The organism is Kitasatospora sp. NPDC085879, from assembly GCF_040686255.1.
In the GTDB taxonomy this organism is placed as follows: Bacteria; Actinomycetota; Actinomycetes; order Streptomycetales; family Streptomycetaceae; genus Kitasatospora.
On record NZ_JBFBJZ010000107.1, the window covers coordinates 1 to 15,363 of the forward strand.

14 protein-coding genes and 2 pseudogenes are annotated in these 15,363 nt (G+C 71.1%); 3 read left to right on the top strand and 13 right to left on the bottom strand.

From position 1 onward, the window contains the following. Nucleotides 1–284 precede the first annotated feature (284 nt). A pseudogene (locus AB0P35_RS38805) lies at nucleotides 285–1,579 on the bottom strand (GAF domain-containing SpoIIE family protein phosphatase). A 197-nt stretch (nucleotides 1,580–1,776) separates the two neighbouring features. Here AB0P35_RS38805 and AB0P35_RS38810 point away from each other — a divergent pair. Next, nucleotides 1,777–2,340 carry a transposase gene (locus tag AB0P35_RS38810; protein WP_363520646.1) on the top strand — a complete coding sequence of 188 codons (564 nt, stop codon included), beginning with the start codon at nucleotides 1,777–1,779 and terminating at the stop codon, nucleotides 2,338–2,340. Between the two features lie 57 nt (nucleotides 2,341–2,397). Here the strand turns inward: AB0P35_RS38810 and AB0P35_RS38815 are convergent, their stop codons facing one another. The 9 genes from AB0P35_RS38815 to murF all read right to left on the bottom strand — a co-directional run bounded on the left by AB0P35_RS38815 (nucleotide 2,398) and on the right by murF (nucleotide 10,509). Further along, nucleotides 2,398–2,820, bottom strand: a complete 423-nt coding sequence (locus AB0P35_RS38815; protein ID WP_144298853.1) for a hypothetical protein — start codon at nucleotides 2,818–2,820, stop codon at nucleotides 2,398–2,400. Between the two features lie 720 nt (nucleotides 2,821–3,540). Beyond that, nucleotides 3,541–4,002, bottom strand: a complete 462-nt coding sequence (locus AB0P35_RS38820) for a low molecular weight phosphotyrosine protein phosphatase (RefSeq protein WP_179419758.1) — start codon at nucleotides 4,000–4,002, stop codon at nucleotides 3,541–3,543. A gap of 5 nt (nucleotides 4,003–4,007) precedes the next feature. Next, entirely contained in the window at nucleotides 4,008–4,367 is a 360-nt protein-coding gene (locus tag AB0P35_RS38825; RefSeq protein WP_095877649.1) for an ASCH domain-containing protein, read from the bottom strand. Nucleotides 4,368–4,651: 284 nt separating this feature from the next. Beyond that, nucleotides 4,652–5,164 carry an NUDIX hydrolase gene (locus AB0P35_RS38830; RefSeq protein ID WP_095877650.1) on the bottom strand — a complete coding sequence of 171 codons (513 nt, stop codon included), beginning with the start codon at nucleotides 5,162–5,164 and terminating at the stop codon, nucleotides 4,652–4,654. 146 nt (nucleotides 5,165–5,310) lie between these two features. Then, on the bottom strand, nucleotides 5,311–6,633 hold the full coding sequence (locus tag AB0P35_RS38835) for a UDP-glucose/GDP-mannose dehydrogenase family protein (RefSeq protein ID WP_095877651.1): 1,323 nt from the start codon (nucleotides 6,631–6,633) through the stop codon (nucleotides 5,311–5,313). A 56-nt stretch (nucleotides 6,634–6,689) separates the two neighbouring features. Further along, nucleotides 6,690–7,163 (bottom strand): GNAT family N-acetyltransferase, encoded by a 474-nt coding sequence (locus AB0P35_RS38840; RefSeq protein WP_179419759.1) that lies wholly within the window; start codon nucleotides 7,161–7,163, stop codon nucleotides 6,690–6,692. Next, on the bottom strand, nucleotides 7,157–8,401 hold the full coding sequence (locus AB0P35_RS38845; protein WP_363520634.1) for a hypothetical protein: 1,245 nt from the start codon (nucleotides 8,399–8,401) through the stop codon (nucleotides 7,157–7,159). The genes AB0P35_RS38840 and AB0P35_RS38845 overlap by 7 nt, the downstream gene beginning before the upstream one ends. Before the next feature lie 15 nt (nucleotides 8,402–8,416). Continuing rightward, nucleotides 8,417–9,106: an aminotransferase class III-fold pyridoxal phosphate-dependent enzyme gene (locus tag AB0P35_RS38850; protein WP_363520637.1), complete on the bottom strand. Its 690-nt coding sequence runs from the start codon at nucleotides 9,104–9,106 to the stop codon at nucleotides 8,417–8,419. A gap of 29 nt (nucleotides 9,107–9,135) precedes the next feature. Continuing rightward, nucleotides 9,136–10,509 (bottom strand): UDP-N-acetylmuramoyl-tripeptide--D-alanyl-D-alanine ligase, encoded by a 1,374-nt coding sequence (murF, locus tag AB0P35_RS38855; RefSeq protein ID WP_363520640.1) that lies wholly within the window; start codon nucleotides 10,507–10,509, stop codon nucleotides 9,136–9,138. A 136-nt stretch (nucleotides 10,510–10,645) separates the two neighbouring features. Between murF and AB0P35_RS38860 the strand changes: the two genes are divergently transcribed. Further along, nucleotides 10,646–11,284 carry a site-specific integrase gene (locus AB0P35_RS38860; RefSeq protein WP_257019577.1) on the top strand — a complete coding sequence of 213 codons (639 nt, stop codon included), beginning with the start codon at nucleotides 10,646–10,648 and terminating at the stop codon, nucleotides 11,282–11,284. A gap of 231 nt (nucleotides 11,285–11,515) precedes the next feature. Here the strand turns inward: AB0P35_RS38860 and AB0P35_RS38865 are convergent, their stop codons facing one another. Next, entirely contained in the window at nucleotides 11,516–12,781 is a 1,266-nt protein-coding gene (locus AB0P35_RS38865) for an FAD-dependent monooxygenase (RefSeq protein ID WP_095877655.1), read from the bottom strand. A gap of 18 nt (nucleotides 12,782–12,799) precedes the next feature. After that, on the bottom strand, nucleotides 12,800–13,657 hold the full coding sequence (locus AB0P35_RS38870) for an alpha/beta hydrolase (RefSeq protein WP_179419761.1): 858 nt from the start codon (nucleotides 13,655–13,657) through the stop codon (nucleotides 12,800–12,802). Between the two features lie 77 nt (nucleotides 13,658–13,734). Here AB0P35_RS38870 and AB0P35_RS38875 point away from each other — a divergent pair, with 77 nt between their 5' ends. Next, nucleotides 13,735–14,640, top strand: coding sequence for a helix-turn-helix domain-containing protein (locus AB0P35_RS38875; RefSeq protein ID WP_363520644.1), 906 nt, complete (start codon nucleotides 13,735–13,737; stop codon nucleotides 14,638–14,640). A 48-nt stretch (nucleotides 14,641–14,688) separates the two neighbouring features. Here the strand turns inward: AB0P35_RS38875 and AB0P35_RS38880 are convergent. Continuing rightward, nucleotides 14,689–15,363: pseudogene (locus AB0P35_RS38880) on the bottom strand (hypothetical protein); the annotation flags it as partial.

Consider the following 15,363-nt stretch of genomic DNA (forward strand, 5'->3'; position numbering starts at 1 on the left):
GTCGGCCGGGCCATGAACGGGCACGCCGACGTCGACGACGTCGTCCAGGAGACCATGATCCGCATGGTCGGCGGCCTCACCGGCCTGCGCGCCACACCCGGCGCACCACAGCGAGGCGGCCCGTGCGGGTTTCCAGCGGCGACACGGACTCTGCGGTGTAGGACGGGCGGGACCGTGCCAGACGCCGGGAGCAGCGCACCACGGGCAGCAGGGCGCTGGGGATGTGGGGTTGCGGGAATCTCGTGCGGGAGTCGACGAGGGCGTCCTGCTTCGGTGCGCTCCGGTCAGCCAGGCTGGGCGATTCCGGTGGTGGCGGGATCGTGCGGGCCGGGCGGGGTGCGCAGGGCGAGGACGGCGAGGTCGTCGCGGCCGTCTCCGATGCGGGCGTCGGCCAGGGCCCGGCACAGGTCGTCCAGCGGCAGGCCGGCGTGGGCGGCGGCGGTGCGGGCGAGTGCGGCCAGGCCGGTGTCCAGAGGGCGGTCGGCGTGCTCGACCAGTCCGTCGGTGAACAGCACGAGCGTCGTGCCGGCCGGGAGGGGGTGTTTGTGGTCGGGGCGGGGCACCTCGGTGTCCACGCCGAGCGGCAGGCCCGGTTCGGCGTTCAGGTATCGGGCGGCGCCGACGGGTGGGACCAGGAGCGGCGGCGGGTGTCCGGCGCTGCTCCAGTGCAGCGTCCAGCCGGTGTCGGCGGGCTCGATGCGGGCCAGGCAGGCCGTGGTGATGGGGTTGTCGGTTATCGCGTCCAGGGTTCGATCGAGCTGGGTCAGGACGGCGCTGGGCGGCGTGGGTCGTACAGCAGGGCGCGCAGCATGTTGCGCGTCTGGGCCATGGCGGCGGCGGCCTTCAGGTCGTGGCCGCCGACGTCGCCGATGACCAGGGCGCAGATGCCGTCGGGGAGCATCAGGGCGTCGTACCAGTCGCCGCCGATGTGGTCCGGGACGGCAGCCGGCCGGTACACGGCGGCGGTCTCGAGCGGGTCGAGGTCTGGCAGCTGCGGGAGCAGGAGGCGTTGGAAGTGTTCGGCGCCGGTGCGGACCTGCCGGTAGAGGCGGGCGTTCTCGATCGCGAGGCCGGCCGCGCCGGCGAGCGCCACGACGATGTCCTGGTCGTCGTCGTCGAACGGCTGCCCGTCGGCCCGCTCGGTGAGATACAGGTTGCCGTAGACGCGTCCGCGGGAGGTGACCGCGACGCCGAGAAGCGTGCGCATCGGCGGATGGCCGGGCGGGAAGCCGACCGCGTGCGGGTGGGCGCCGATGTCGGCGACGCGCAGCGGTTCGGGATGGTCGATGAGGTGTCCCAGGAGTCCGCGGCCGTGCGGCAGTGAGACTCCGGCCAGGTCCACCAGCTCGTGCTCGGTCAGCCCGACGGGGATGAATTCCTCCAGCTGTTCGCCGTCCTCGCTCAGCACGCCCAGCGCGCCGTAGCGGGCGTCCGCCAGGCCCATCGCCGTCGTGATCACGCTCCGCAGCACGACCGGCAGTTCCAGTTCCCGGCTCACCGTCATCACCGCGTCGAGCAGGTCCCGAAAGCGGTCCTGGCCCCGCGCGGCGTCCCGCAGGCGCTCGACGAGCCGGTCCATCCCGTCGTCGAGCCGGTGATCGTGGTCGGGAACGTCCGACGGCACCGCATCCTCCCGATCCCTCAGGCCCGCCTTCGGCTGCCCTGCTAGACGACCCACCGCCGTGAACACCCCGCAACCGAACCTGGACAGGGTGCGTCCGCCTTCCACCGTAGGCACCGCCTCTGCCCATCGCAGGGCAGGGGACCGAGATGCCGATGGTGTCGGCCACGTCCCGCGCTACCCGGCCCGGTCATCCACTCCCTACGGCCGGGCGCGGACACACACCCGTCGTCCGCGTCCGGGGCCGCTCCCGCCGCCGGATCTCGGTGGCCGCCCTGTGCTGCTACAAGCCCGGCGAGAAGAGCCGGATGATCTACCGGCCCCGCTTCCACCTCCCGCTCAAGGGCGCTCGCAAGAGTTTCGCCTGGACCGACTACCGCGACCTCGCCGTCCGCGCACACATCCAGCTCGGCGGCCCGATCGTCCTGGTCTGGGACAACTTCAACGTCCACCTCGCCGCGGGAATGAAGCAATACGCGGCCGACCACGACTGCCTCACCGTCTTCCAGCTGCCCTCCTACGCGCCGGACCTGAACCCGGTCGAAGGCCTCTGGTCGCTCCTGCGACGCGGCCCGATGGCCAACACCGCGTTCACCGACCCCGACCACCTCACCCGAACACTCCGCCGAGGACTGCGGCGCATCCAGTTCCAGTCAGGCCTCATCGAGGGATGTCTGGCCGGCACAGGCCTGTCACTCCTTTCACCGACCCCGCCCTGAAAACCTCAGTAATCCACAAGCACGCCCGCCGACCGTGGACCGGCCGGTGCCGGCAGGTCACGGCGAGCCAGACGACGAGCGCGACGGCGGCGACGCGGACGGCGACGCCACCGCCGTCCGCGGGTAGGAGCAGCCCGGCGGAAGCGCGTCCTCGCCCTTCGCCAGCCAGTAGGTGTCCGGTGTGGTCGGGCACGGCAGGGGACTCGGCCGGGTCATCGCACAGCCCACGGCGGCCTCCCGGCCGAGGCTGCGGTACTCCCACCAGTCGGTCGGGCACCGGACGGTCGAGCCCGCCGGGGCCGGCTCGTGCCGGATGCGCGTGCACCCGCCGGTCGGGTAGTTGGAGTTGTCGCAGCTGTACTCGCTGGGCGCCGAGCACAGGGCGAACACCGCAAGCCCGCCGACCAGCAGCACGATCGAGGCCAGTCCCGCCCAGACCTCCTGCGGGCCGAATCGTCGGCCAGAACCTCCCGCGTCCATCCCGCCCCCCCGTTCACCGGACTCCACGCTCCCCCAGAGGGGATACCCGCCTCGCTCGCCGTACGCCGCACCCCGCTCCTTGCACCCCGCTACCCCCTCCTTGTGCCCCGCCGCTCCATGCCGCATCCGGGAGGTAGATGTACGGGGGGCGCCACCGCGGCGCAGTGAGGAGCGCCGGGCGGTCGACCAAGATGATGCGGATGCCCACGGTGCCGTCCAGGCCGAGTCGGAGCCGGCTGTGGGCGAGGGCGATCAGGGCGATCAGCCCGTACTTGTTGACCAGCGACGTGCGGTAGCGAGCGGTGGTGTCCGGGTCGCAGAGGGTGGCGCGGGCCCGGGAGGCGGGCCCTGAGCGTGCGGCCGTGGGAGTCGCCGGGGGCCACCGGGACGTCCGGGTGGCGGGCCAGCCAGCGGACGGCCGGGGAGGATCGGGGCCCAGACCCCGAGGGCGGTTCCATCCGGTACCACCCAGGTGGCGGTGGTCACCTCGGTGCCGTCCGGCGCGAAGGTGGTCAGCAGCAGGCGGCGCAGCTGGCGGCTCTCAGTGAGGCGGAGCGTGCCGAGGACGGCGGTGAGGATGCCGTCTGCGACGAGGCCGAGCAGGCCGAGGGAAGCCGCCCAGCCGGTGGGTGCCCGATACAGGAGCCCGAGGCTGCCTCTCGGCAGCAGTGTGCCGGGCGCCGTCGTACGGTGCCCGGCACACTGCTGCGGTGGCCTGGGTCAGGCGATGGCGGGTTGGAGGTGGCGGTCGGCGCCAGCCTCGACAACGGTCACGCAGGCGATGAACGCCTCCTCGGGCTGCTCCCACGGGTCGGGGACGTCCTGGCCGTCGAGGTAGAGCCGGACCTTGCCGGCGGTCGCGGGGTCGGTGATCTGCGCGGTGAGGGCGGCATGGACGGACCGGTCCATGGTGAGGACGGTGTCAGCCCAGTCCAGCGGTCCGGGGCTGACCTGGATGCCGCGGTGGCCGGTGAGGTCGTAGCCGCACCGGGCGGCGGCCGCCACCATGGCGGAGTGAGCCGGCTCGCCAATGTGCCAGTTGCGGATCGCGGCGGCTCGGGTCTCCACGGTGGCACCGCCGTGCCGGGCGAGGACGGCGGCGGCGAGCGGGGCGCGGCAGTGGCCGCCCTTGCAGACCGTCAGGATCCGCCGCGGCCGCCCGTTCGGGCTGTGGTCGTTCATGGCGGTCAGACCTTCTCGATCTCGATGGCGAGGCATCCGAGGGCCTCCTTCTCGGGCGGGAAGATCTCGCGGATCGCGCGGAGCTGCTCGGTGGGGGTGGCGGTGGGGTTGATCGCCGCGGGGTTCTCGTGGTCGAACATGTCGTCGAAGTCGTGGTAGCGGGAGACGCGCTTGACGCGGGTGAGAGTGGCCTCGTTGCGGCAGGTGAAGCGGATCTGGTCGCCGGGCTTGATGCGGAGCATGGAGGTGTAGGCGACGCGGACCTCGATCGTCTTGGTGCCGTTCGCGATGAGGTCGTAGTACCGCTTGTAGATCGGCATGTCGCGGGCGTCCTGGGCGGCGGGTTCGTCGGGGTGGGAGGCCATGAGTTGTCCTGACTCGCGGGTGGTGGAGGAGCGGAGGAAGTGCTTGAGGTTGGTGAGCAGTAGGCCGACCGCGGGAGGGCGTTCACGTACTGATCGGTGGGCCAGGGCCAGTCGGTGGTGGAGGGCATCCGCGGCTCGGCGCTGGAGCCTTCGCCGGGCAGTACGCTGCTGCGCACTGAGAAAGCGCTGGGAGGCTGTCACCTGTGGGTGGCGGCCGCCCGGCGTTCACCGGGTCAGGGCCCCTGGTGGGTGGTTCGGCGGGTCCGTCGCGGCGCAGTCCAGGGCTAGCCTCTGGTGGTGAAGGGCAGGTAGGCCGTGGCGCCGGTGTGACGGGCCATGTGGACCTGTTGGACGAGGGCGGACTCGGCCGGGCCCATCAGGTCCAGCCATCCTGCCGTCGGCCGGACTTGCCATTCTGTGTGTTCCTCGGGATCGAGGACGATTCCTGCGAGTTGGTCGTCTGTCAGCTGGCCGCCGTCGAAGACGAAGCCGGTCTTGGCCAGTGGCCAGGCCGCGCCTGGTCCACTGAACATGACGGCCAGGAGGCGGGGTTGCCTGACCAGGCCGGGGCCGGCTGTCTCGAGGTCGATGCCGGTCTCTTCCCTGCACTCGCGTACGGCGGTTTCCAGTGGGTGCTCGCCGCGTTCGACGTTGCCACCGGGCCAGCCCCAGAACGATGGGTCGTGGCGCGACCGCATCCCGAAGGGCTGGCCAGCGGTGTCGGTGAAGTAGAAGCAGCCGAAGACGGTCGCATTCTCGATGGTCTTCACGTACTCGTCCGGCGGCAGCCAGCCCATGCGCGGTCTCCTCGTCCGGTCGGCGCCACAGCGCGCTGCATGGCCGGAGCCCACGCTATCGTCTGCGCCGCCAGGTCGACCGCAACGACTATGCAGGGCCTCCCGTGGTGGGACACCCTGACGGTGTCCCACCACGGGAAGAAGTTCTACTTCCCGGGTCGTCCGAGCTGGTGAACGGTCCAGCCGACCGCCTGCCAGGGCTCGGGGTCGAGTGTGGTTCGGCAGTCGACGAGCAGCGGGCTCGCGGGGTGGTCCACGAGGGCCCGGGGGTCCGCCTGCTGGTATTCGGGCCATTCGGTGGCCAGGACGACGAGGTCGGCACCGTCGAGGGCGGTCGGCAGGTCGTCGGTGTAGTCGAGTTCGGGGTTGCGGCTCATGGCCGTGGTCACAGCCTGCGGGTCGTGCACAGTGACAGCGCCGCCGGCCTGCTGGAGGGCCTGCGCGAGGGCGAGGGCCGGGGACTCGCGGACGTCGTTGGTGCCGGGCTTGAAGGCCGCACCCAGAACGGTGACCCGGGCGCCCCGGACCGGCCGGCCGTCGAGGGCGCCGGTGATGAGGCCCATGGCGACGTCGATGCGGGACTCGTTGATCTGCTCGGCGGCGAGCAGCAGGGTCGCGGCCTGGTCGGCGCCGAGTTGGCGGGCGGAGGCGGTGAAGGCGCGGATGTCCTTGGGGAGGCAGCCGCCGCCGTAGCCGATGCCGGGCCGCATGCCGCCGGCGCCGATGCGGGGGTCGATGCCCAGGATGTCCACGATCTTGGCGACGTCTCCGCCCGCGGCCTCGCACATGTCGGCGACGGCATTGATGTACGAGATCTTGAGGCCGAGGAAGGTGTTGGCGGCGCCCTTGGCGAGTTCTGCCGTCTGGGGGTCGCAGACGAACAGGGGGACGCCGGCGTCCAGGATGCCGGCGTAGACGGCGCGGATGGCCTTCTCGCCCTCGGTCGTGGTGACGCCGGCGATGAGGCGGTCCGGGCGCAGGGTGTCCTCCACCGCGTGCCCCTCGCGCAGGAACTCGGGGTTCCACACGACCTCGACCTGCTCGGCGGCGGGGGCCAGTCGCTGGGCGAGGGCCGTGACCTGGGCGGTCGTGCCGACGGTGACCGTGGACTTCCCGACGATGGTGCATGCCTGGTGAAGGTGGGGGGCGAGCTGGCGGACGGCGCCGAAGACCTGCGCGGTGTCGTAGGAGCGGCCGTCGGCGTCGATCGGGGTTCCAACGCCGATGAAGTGCAGTGCCGCGAAGGCGGCGGCCTCGGTGATGTCGGTGGTGAACCGCAGACGGCCGCTGGTGGTGTGGCGTGCCAGCAGCTCAGGGAGGCCGGCCTCGAAGATGGGGCACTCGCCGGCGTTGAGCCGGTCGACCTTGGCCTGGTCGACGTCGACGCCGATGACCTCGTGGCCGAGTTCGGCCATCGCTGCCGCGTGCGGGATGCCGAGGTGGCCGCAGCCGATCACGGAGACGCGCATGGAGGGTCCTCGACGCTATCGGTTCTTGAACTTGCTTGCGACAAACCAGAGTTCGATCAGATGTTCACTGCGGGGCGTGCGCGGAGACAGGTTCCGGGTGGCCGGATCAGGCGCATCGCCCGTTCGTTGATGGTGAAGCCGAGCGACCGGTAGAGGGGCGCCCCGCCGTCGCTGGCGTTGAGGGTGATCAGGCCACAGCCCTGGGCGGCGAGCCAGCCCAGGAGGGCTTGCACGGTGGCTCGGGCGTAGCGCCGGAGCCGGTGGTCCGGTTCGGTGTAGACGGTGTGGATGTGGGCGTAGGTGCCGGTGTGGTCGGGGCCGGGGATGGAGCGGGTGATGGTGGCGGAGGCGCAGGCGGCGAGGCCGCCGGGGCGGTCGATAACGAAGGCGGCCACCCGGTCCGTGTCGGCGTGGGTGTGGAAGAAGTGGGCGGCCCTGCTGGTCCACTCCCCCGTGTCGTTGACGAGTGAGCTGGCCAGGCGCGCCAGTTCGGTGGCGTCGGCGGCCGTGGCTCGGCGGGTGGTCAGCACGCGGTGTCCAGCAGTGCGGCAAGGTGGAGCAGGGCGGGGGTGGCTTCGGATCGGACCACGACGTCGCCTTCGCGGGCGCCCTCGATCGGGTATGGCTTGTAGATGCCGTTCTCGGTGACGCCTTCGGTGTCGAGGAAGAAGATCTTCAGGCCGCGTTCGCGGGCGCGTTCCTGGACGGCGCGCCGGTCGGCGTGCAGGCCGATCACGAGCAGGGCCTTGGCGTCGTCGGGGAAGTCCATGTGCGGGGTGCGCTGGTCGTAGCGGCGCATGTATGCCTCGGGCAGTCCGGCCCGGGCGAAGAGGCGGTCGAAGTTGTGGGTAGCGACCGGGCCGACCGCGTGCCCGGCGTCGTGCAGTGCCTTCAGGGCCCTGTGGGCTGCGGTCGGCTCGGCGAGGATCAGGCGGCAGAACATGGACACCAGGTCGTCGACCGTGCGGTCGGTGTCCGTCAGCATCTCCTGGACGAGGATGTCGCAGGCCGGGGTCATGGTGAACTTGAAGCCCTGGGTCAGGTCGTTGCCCTGGCGGGCGGCGACCCGGTAGACCTCGTGCAGCCAGTGCAGCGGAGGCACACCGGCCTCGATGCTGGTCCCGCACCCGGCCTCCACCACGAACGGGAGGTGGTCCAGGAGGCCGGACAGGTCGTCGGCGTAGGTGGGGTTGCCGCGCTGCTCCTTGATCCGCGGTCCGCCCGCGAGGACGTCCCAGGGCAGGTTCCGCGAGGCCCGGGTGAGGGTGTACTCGACGGAGCGGATCGTGACGTCGATCGAAGTGAATCCTGCGGGGGTGTCGCGGCCGGCCCGCTCGTCCTGCGGGTGGACGGTGTGCTCGGTGATCGTGGCGTACAGGTCGCCGCGGCGCCAGGAGCCGTCCGGGTCGCCGGTGGGCTTCCAGCGGCCGTCGGTCAGCCACTGGTCCAGGTCGCTGCGGTGGTCGGCGATCTCGCCGGCGGGGGCGAGCCAGGACACGTACAGGTAGAGCTCGTCCAGTGTCAGGCGCTCCATCGGCTGGGTCCGGTCGAGGCCGTAGTGGAGGCGGTAGTGCACGATGCGGCGGCGGCCGTGCTCGTCCTCGCTCCACCCGGACTGCTCGGCGTTGGCCGGGTCCTGGGTGCGGCGCCAGATGCCCTCCTCGATGGCCGGGCGGCGCTGGCCGTCGGCCTCCGGGGCGAAGTGCTGCTTCCAGACACGGAGCTGTGCGTCGGTCAGGGAGTCGATCACGGGGTAGGGCAGAAGCACGATGGTCCTCCTTGATCAGTGTCGGGTTCGTACGGTCGGGTCGTCTCGGTCCAGGGCGTGCACCGCGCCGGCCGGTGCCTCGGTGAGGAAGTCGATGTCCTGGTCCGTGCAGGTCAGGGGTGGGGCGACTACCAGGCCCTCGCTCTTCGGCTGGCCGGCGCCGCTGAACGGGTAGAGGAACACGCCGCGCTTCTCGGCCTCCGCCATCAGCGGCCAGAGCAGGCCGGGCGCCAGCTCCACGCCGTACAGGTGGCCCAGGCCCCGCACCTCCCGCACACCGGGGCGGCCAGCCAGAGCCCGCAGGGACGCGCCGAGACGCTCGCCGCGGGCCCGGAAGGCATCGAAGTCCATGGACTCCAGCTCGTCCAGGACGCCCAGGCAGGCCGCCGCCTGGAGCGGGTGGGCGGCCATGGTGCCCATCGCGGGCAGCGGGTCCGCGTCGGGGTGGCGCAGCAGCGGCGCGAGTTCGGGCGACACCAGCACTGCGGCCACCGGCGTGTAGCCGCTGCCCAGGCCCTTGGACAGGATGACGATGTCCGGCTGGACGCCGTCCCAGTGCCGGCCGGCCAAGGGCGTGCCGGTGCGCCACAGCCCGGTCAGGACCTCGTCGTCAGCCCCTGCTGTGAACAGCCGCGCCGGCAGAGGCCCGGCGCCGAAGAACGGGAGGGGTGTAGGAGATCGCGCGAGATTTCGACATGGGAGCACACCCCACAGAAGTGAGACACCCCTGGTGGTCAGGCCGCGAGTAGCTCCTTCACCAGGGCTTGCAGGCCGGCCGACAGCGACGCCTTGACGATCACCAGGTCGCCGGGGCGCAGCAGCTTCTCCAGCAGGCTGGTGGCGGCGGCGCGGTCCGGTACCAGGTGGGTTTCGGCGCCGCCGTTCTCGGCACCGGCCGCGAGGGCGGCGGCGTCCTGGTCGCCGATGGCGACGACCACGCTTGTGCCGAGGTCGGCGGCCAGGGCGCCGATCGCGCGGTGTTCGGCGGCCGCGGCGGCTCCGAGTTCGCGCATCTCGCCGATGACGGCGACGGTGCGGCGCTCGCCGCGCATCGCCGCGAGGGCGCGCAGCGCGGCGGCCGTGGAGTCGGGGTTGGCGTTGTAGGCGTCGTCGATGACGGTGACGCCGTCGGGGCGGTCGTGGCGCTGCATCCGGGAGCCGGTCGCCGCGATGGCGTCGCCGAGGGCGGCGGCGATCTCGGCGGGGGCCATGCCGACGTGGTGGGCGACGGCGGCGACCGCGAGGGCGTTGGAGACGTGGTGCTCGCCGAGCAGCTGCAGGGCGACGGGTGCCTGTCCGGCCGGGGTGGTCAGCACGAAGTGGGCGCGGCCGTCCGGGTCGAGGGTGACGTCGGTGGCGCGGATCTGGGCGGCCTCGGTGCGGCCGAAGAACAGCACCGGCGCCGTAGTGCGGGCGGCCATCGGGGCGACCAGCGGGTCGTCGGCGTTGAGGACCGCGAGCCCGTCGGCGGCGAGGGAGGCGACCAGCTCGCCCTTGGCCTTGGCGGTGTTCTCCTTGGTGCCGAACTCGCCGGCGTGCGCGGCCCCGACGTTGAGGACGACGGCGACGTGCAGCGGCACCATGTCCGTCAGGTAGGTCAGGTGGCCGGCGCCGCGCGCACCCATCTCCAGGATGAGGAACTTCGTGTCCGGCGGGCAGGCGGCGACCGTCAGCGGGACGCCGATCTCGTTGTTCTGCGAGCCGGCGGTTGCGCTGGTGGCCCCGGTTCTCGAGAGCGTCTGCGCGAACAGGTCCTTCGTGCTGGTCTTCCCGGACGAGCCGGTCACCCCGATCCGCGTCACGCCGGGCATCCGCGTGGTCTGCCAGCGGGTGAGCTTCGCCAGGGCCTCCATGACATCGTCGACCAGCACCGAGGGGGCGCCGCACGGCCGCGACCCGAGCACGCCCGCCGCGCCGGCGGCCACCGCCGCCGCGGCGAAGTCGTGGCCGTCCACGTGCTCGCCGTCGATCGCCACGAACAACGCGCCCGGGACGGCCTTGCGGGAGTCGACCACCAGCGGGCCGTCGACGACCGACGCCGGGTCCGGGACCTCGTCGAGTCGGCCGTCGACCACCTCGGCGATCAGGGCCAGAGTCATCGGCTGCATGTACGCCACTCCATCTCGTCAGCGGACCGTGCACTGACGGTACCTCTCCGTGGTACTGGGACCGAGCTCACCCGCGTCGCTCCCACGGGGCAGTATGCCTTTCCTGTTCCAACGTGGCTCACGAGGCGGCCGAGGCGTGATCAGCCCTAACACCATCGCCAATCGGATCAGGACGCTCTGCCGCGAACTCGCCGAGTCGAACCCGGCCTTCGTCGGCCTGACATTCGCCCCCCATGATTTCCGCAGTTTGTTCGCTACCGAGATCGTCAACAACGGGCTGCCCATCCATATCGGTGCGGCACTTCTGGGCCACTTGAACATCGAAACCACCGGCGGCTATGTAGCCGTCTTCAACGAGGATGTCGTACGTCACTATCAGGAATACCTGGCTCGCCGTCGAGCTGTGCGCCCTGCCGAAGAGTACCGATCGGCAACGTCGGATGAGTGGGACGAGTTCCAAGAGCACTTCGAGCGCCGCAAGGTGGAACTGAGAAATTGCGCCCGCCCCTACGGCACACCTTGCCAACATGAGCACGCTTGTCTGCGTTGCCCAATGCTTCAGGTGAATCCCAAGATGCTGTCACGTCTCGACGAATTGGAAGAGGATCTGGAAGCCCGCCGGAAGCAAGCAGAGACCGAGGGCTGGCTGGGTGAGATCGAAGGCATCGACCTCACACTGCAGTTCCTGCGCGAGAAACGGAAGCAGGCTCTGAGGTCTGAGCAACCGGGCCGCTCAGTCGACCTCGGGATCCCTTCTTTCCTACCTCGTCCCTGATCAGGGCTCTGCCACACGTCCAAGCAACAGTGCTCCTTGCCCAACCCGGGTGGCGGCCGGGCAAGTTGGGGTCGCGGGTGTGCGGGGCCTGTGTCCTATCGCGTGCCCGATGCAGGCTGGAGCCGCTCCTTCACCAACCCTCGGTTCTGCGCAGCGATCTTTGGAGCGCGGGCCTACGCAGCAGCCACTGAGTTCCGCAAGCCGGGCCGGCAGCAGGGCGGCGAGCACTCCTCACTCCACCCCGAGCCCGCCTCCAAGGTCGCCCGCGAAGCCGACCCGGCCTCGCGATGCAGTGGACGACGGCGGGTAGTCGTCGACGGTCATGGAATTGTAGAGGCGTGCGCTCTTGGTGGTGAGGCGGAGGAGGGCGCGGCTGAGCCCTGCGGGCAGGGCGGAGATCAGGCGGGCGCCCTGGGCCAGTCCCCGCACGCCGAGGCGTGAGGTGGGGATCAGGGTCTTCGCCGCGCTGAGCGCTGCCGCGCGGCTGCCGCGCACGTGCTCCGCCATCGCGCGCTCGTAGGCGGGGAAGGCGCGCTCGTGGTCACCGGCCGCCCGCGCCAGCTCCCCGGCGAGGACGTACGCTCCGACGACGGCCAGGCTGGTGCTGCCGCCGACAGCCGGGCCGGGGCAGTAGCCCGCGTCGCCGACGAGCGTCACCCTCCCCCGCGACCAGGTGTCCATGCGGAGCTGGGTGATCGAGTCGAAGTAGAACGCCGGGGTGCGGTCGAGTTCGTCCAGCCAGCGGTCCACGTCGGGGTGCATGCCGTCGAACGCACCGCGCAGCAGCTCCTTCTGCCGGGGCACGTCGTGGTGGTGGTAGTCGAGCTCGCGCTCACTCCGGAACAGGAACAACGCCCGCGCGTCGCCGAGATGCCGCGCGCCGTACATGCCGGCGGTGCGGCCGACGCCGACGTGGATGAGGAGCTCGCCATCGAGCGCGGAGACGTTCGGCAGGGTCAGTACCCCGAGGTACGCCCCGGTGAAGGCGCTGAAGCGGGACTCGTCTCCGAAGACGAGGCGGCGCACGTTGGAGTGCAGCCCATCCGCGCCGACGACGAGGTCGAAGCGGCGCGGTGCGGCGTTCTCGAACCGCACCTCGCCGTCGGGCGAGATGGCGGTGATCGAGTCGTCGAAGATGTACTCGACGTCGTCGCGCGCGGCGTCGTAGTAGATCTCGCTCAGGTCGTCGCGCATGACCTCGACGTGCCGGTCGGAGGTGGCACTGAAGATCTTGAAGAGGTCCACCCGGACGGGACGCCGTGCGCTCTCTTGGTGGAGAGTCATCCGGTTGGTGCCGGTGGCCCGCTCCTCGATGCGCGGAAGCACGCCCATCTTCTCCGAGATGTTCATCGCGGGCCGGAACAGGTCGACCGCGTGGCCGCCGGTCTTGCGCGGAGTCGGCGCGCGCTCGACGACGGTGACAGAGAAGCCGTGTTTGGTGAGCCAGTAGGCCAGCACCGGGCCGGCGACGCTGGCGCCGGAGACGAGAATCCGCATGGCACCCCTCGTTGTCACTCAGTCCACCCTTACGGCGTGGATCGTGGTGAAGGCCAGCAGGGGAGTTGCGGTCCGCGGGGGATCCTCGAGTATGGGTGAGTGTCCGAGACCGGGCAGCAACTCGACTTTCGCGCCCGGAACGGCGCGGTAGTCGGCGGCGGATGAGGATCGCCACCTGCGGTCGTCCTCGCCGAAGATCACCAGTAGCGGCTTGCCGAGGGCCGTCAGTCGGTCCGGGAGCGCCTGCTGCTCCAGGTAGTCGCGGGTGGCCTGCATCGTTGTGGTGAGCATGTGGTGGGTCATGCAGCGCACGTCCTCCAGGAGCTCCGGTGGGATCTGGTAGCCCGCGCGGCTGAAACCGGTGCTCGCGAACCGGCGGAGCTGCTCGTCGGTCGGCGGCCACTGCGAGAGTCCGATCGCGGCAGACTGCGGTGCGATGAAGGCGTCCAGGCTGGGTCCGGTGTTGATGAGCGCGAGCGCGGTCACCAGGTCGGGTCGCTGTTCGGCGAGGGCGGTGGCGACCACGCCGCCGCTGGAATGACCTACGACCACGGCGTGCTCGACGCCGAGCCGGTCCAGTGCCGCGCCGGCCCGGCGTGCCTGGTTCGGGAGCGCATAGCTCCGGTCGGCCGGTTTGGCCGACCGGCCGTGCCCGAGCAGGTCGATCCGGATGACGCAGTGAGATCCGGTCAGCATCGGAACCAGCGAGTCCCACGAGCGGGTCGAGGATGCGGACCCGTGGATGAGCAGGAGTGCGGGGGCGTCGCGGGGGCCGTCCTGACACACGTGGATGTCGCCGTCGTCCAGTGACAGGGTCAAACTCTTGGTGGCCTCGGCGCCGCCATTCACGTACGGTCCGCCGTCAGAAACAGTCATGAGCCCACTGTCGCCGCCGGTCCCTGCCGACGGATTGGATAAATGTTCCCCTCAGCCGACTCAACTAGCATGGGACGGTGCAGACTTTCATGCATGGTGCGGCTGCGTGGGACGTCGCATGTCCGCAGCGTCCCAGCAGGGTGGCCGGTCTCACCATGGCCGGGTTCCGCATCCGTGACCTGGACGCGCTCCGGATGGTCCCGCACCCGGCCGTGACGCTGCTCCTGGAGTTCGGCGCCGGCTCGCCCGTCCTTGACAGTGCCGCCGGGCGGCAGCAGCGGGGAAGCCTCGTCGCCGGGCCCGGGCTCGGGACCGGAGGCGAGGTCCGGGCCTGGGGAGAGAACGTCGAGTGCGTGCAGGTGCGCCTGTCCCCGGTGATCGCACGTACGGTTCTGGGCGTCTCCCCCGCCGACCTCGACGGCGCCGTCGTGTCCCTGGGCGATCTGTGGGGCCGGGAGGCGTCCCGGATCTGCGAGCAACTCGGCGATGTCTCGTCGTGGCAGGGTCGCTTCGCGTTGACGGACGCGCTGCTCGCCCGTCGGTATGAGGCGGGGCCGCCGGTAGACCCGGAGGTGGCCTGGGCCTGGCACCGCATCGTCGACAGCCGTGGCCTGGCCCGGGTCGACGGACTCGCAACCGAGGTCGGATGGAGCCGTAAGCGCCTGTGGTCCCGGTTCCGGTCGCAGCTCGGCCTGCCGCCCAAGCGCGCCGTGAAGCTGGTCCGCTTCGACCATGCCGTCCACCGCCTGGTCGCGGGTGAAGGCCCGGCCCGAGTCGCGGCCGACGCCGGCTACGCCGACCAGTCCCACCTGCATCGAGACGTCATGGCGTTCACCGGGGCAACCCCCGTAACCGTGGCCGGCGAGCCGTTTCTCGCCGTTGACGACATCGCATGGCCCAGCCGCGGAACCCCCGTCGAGCCTCACGTCTCCAGGGATCTCCGGCTCGACCGCCCGCCGGAGGTGAGACGACTACCGCTGTGAACGTCGCCGCGGTCACCTGCGCCGGACGGGTCCGGCGGCGCTCAGCGGTCAAGGGTGCGCGAGGGTCGCCGGCCCCACCGAGCCAGGCCATCTTGCGGCAATACGATCGAGGACCGGTTCAAGCCGGCGGGCGCTTTCCGTCTGCCGATCGAAGGTGAGCTGCTGGCCGGAGAGCCGAGCGGTCGTCAGATCCTCGGCTCTCAGGGAAAGAGCTGTTACCCGTGCCCGCTGAAGTCCCAAGGCGTCATGCAGCGCTTGTGCGGTGCCCGCCAGCACTGGAGTGTGAGCCGTGGGTTCTGGAAGCGCTCGCGTCCGGGTGGTCGTGGACCGATCCGCGTAATGAACTATGAGTGTAAGCGCGCGGGCCACCTGGCCGTCTGCTCTCAATTGCCCGCCGAGGCCGTCGAGTTCGACGTCCTCCTTGTCGAACTGCATGGCGGGGAAGCCCTCGGTCGGGGTGGGCACCACCGGGGTCCGGCGCAGCAGGGTGTCGTTGGAGAGGATGACGCCGCAGGGGTGCATGGCGGTGCCGCGCGGGAGGGCGTCGAGGCCTTCGGCGAGGTCGAAGATCGGGCCGTAGCGGTCGGCGTGCTCCCGGACGTTGCTCAGCTCCGGCAGCTCGGCGAGCGCGGTCTTGATGGAGCGGGCGGTGATGTGGGGGAAGGCTTTGGCGAGGCGGCCGACCTCGTCGGGGGGCAGGCCGAGGGCGAGGCCGGTGTCGCG

What these genes read in the sequence shown, in the direction of transcription:
- AB0P35_RS38870 (WP_179419761.1), bottom strand. Translation starts at nt 13,657, where the DNA reads ATGACTGTTTCTGACGGCGGACCGTACGTGAATGGCGGCGCCGAGGCC.
- AB0P35_RS38865 (WP_095877655.1), bottom strand. Translation starts at nt 12,781, where the DNA reads ATGCGGATTCTCGTCTCCGGCGCCAGCGTCGCCGGCCCGGTGCTGGCC.
- AB0P35_RS38810 (WP_363520646.1), top strand. Translation starts at nt 1,777, where the DNA reads ATGGTGTCGGCCACGTCCCGCGCTACCCGGCCCGGTCATCCACTCCCT.
- AB0P35_RS38830 (WP_095877650.1), bottom strand. Translation starts at nt 5,164, where the DNA reads ATGGGCTGGCTGCCGCCGGACGAGTACGTGAAGACCATCGAGAATGCG.
- murF (WP_363520640.1), bottom strand. Translation starts at nt 10,509, where the DNA reads ATGCAGCCGATGACTCTGGCCCTGATCGCCGAGGTGGTCGACGGCCGA.
- AB0P35_RS38825 (WP_095877649.1), bottom strand. Translation starts at nt 4,367, where the DNA reads ATGGCCTCCCACCCCGACGAACCCGCCGCCCAGGACGCCCGCGACATG.
- AB0P35_RS38820 (WP_179419758.1), bottom strand. Translation starts at nt 4,002, where the DNA reads ATGAACGACCACAGCCCGAACGGGCGGCCGCGGCGGATCCTGACGGTC.
- AB0P35_RS38815 (WP_144298853.1), bottom strand. Translation starts at nt 2,820, where the DNA reads ATGGACGCGGGAGGTTCTGGCCGACGATTCGGCCCGCAGGAGGTCTGG.
- AB0P35_RS38835 (WP_095877651.1), bottom strand. Translation starts at nt 6,633, where the DNA reads ATGCGCGTCTCCGTGATCGGCTGCGGCCACCTCGGCATCCCGCACGCG.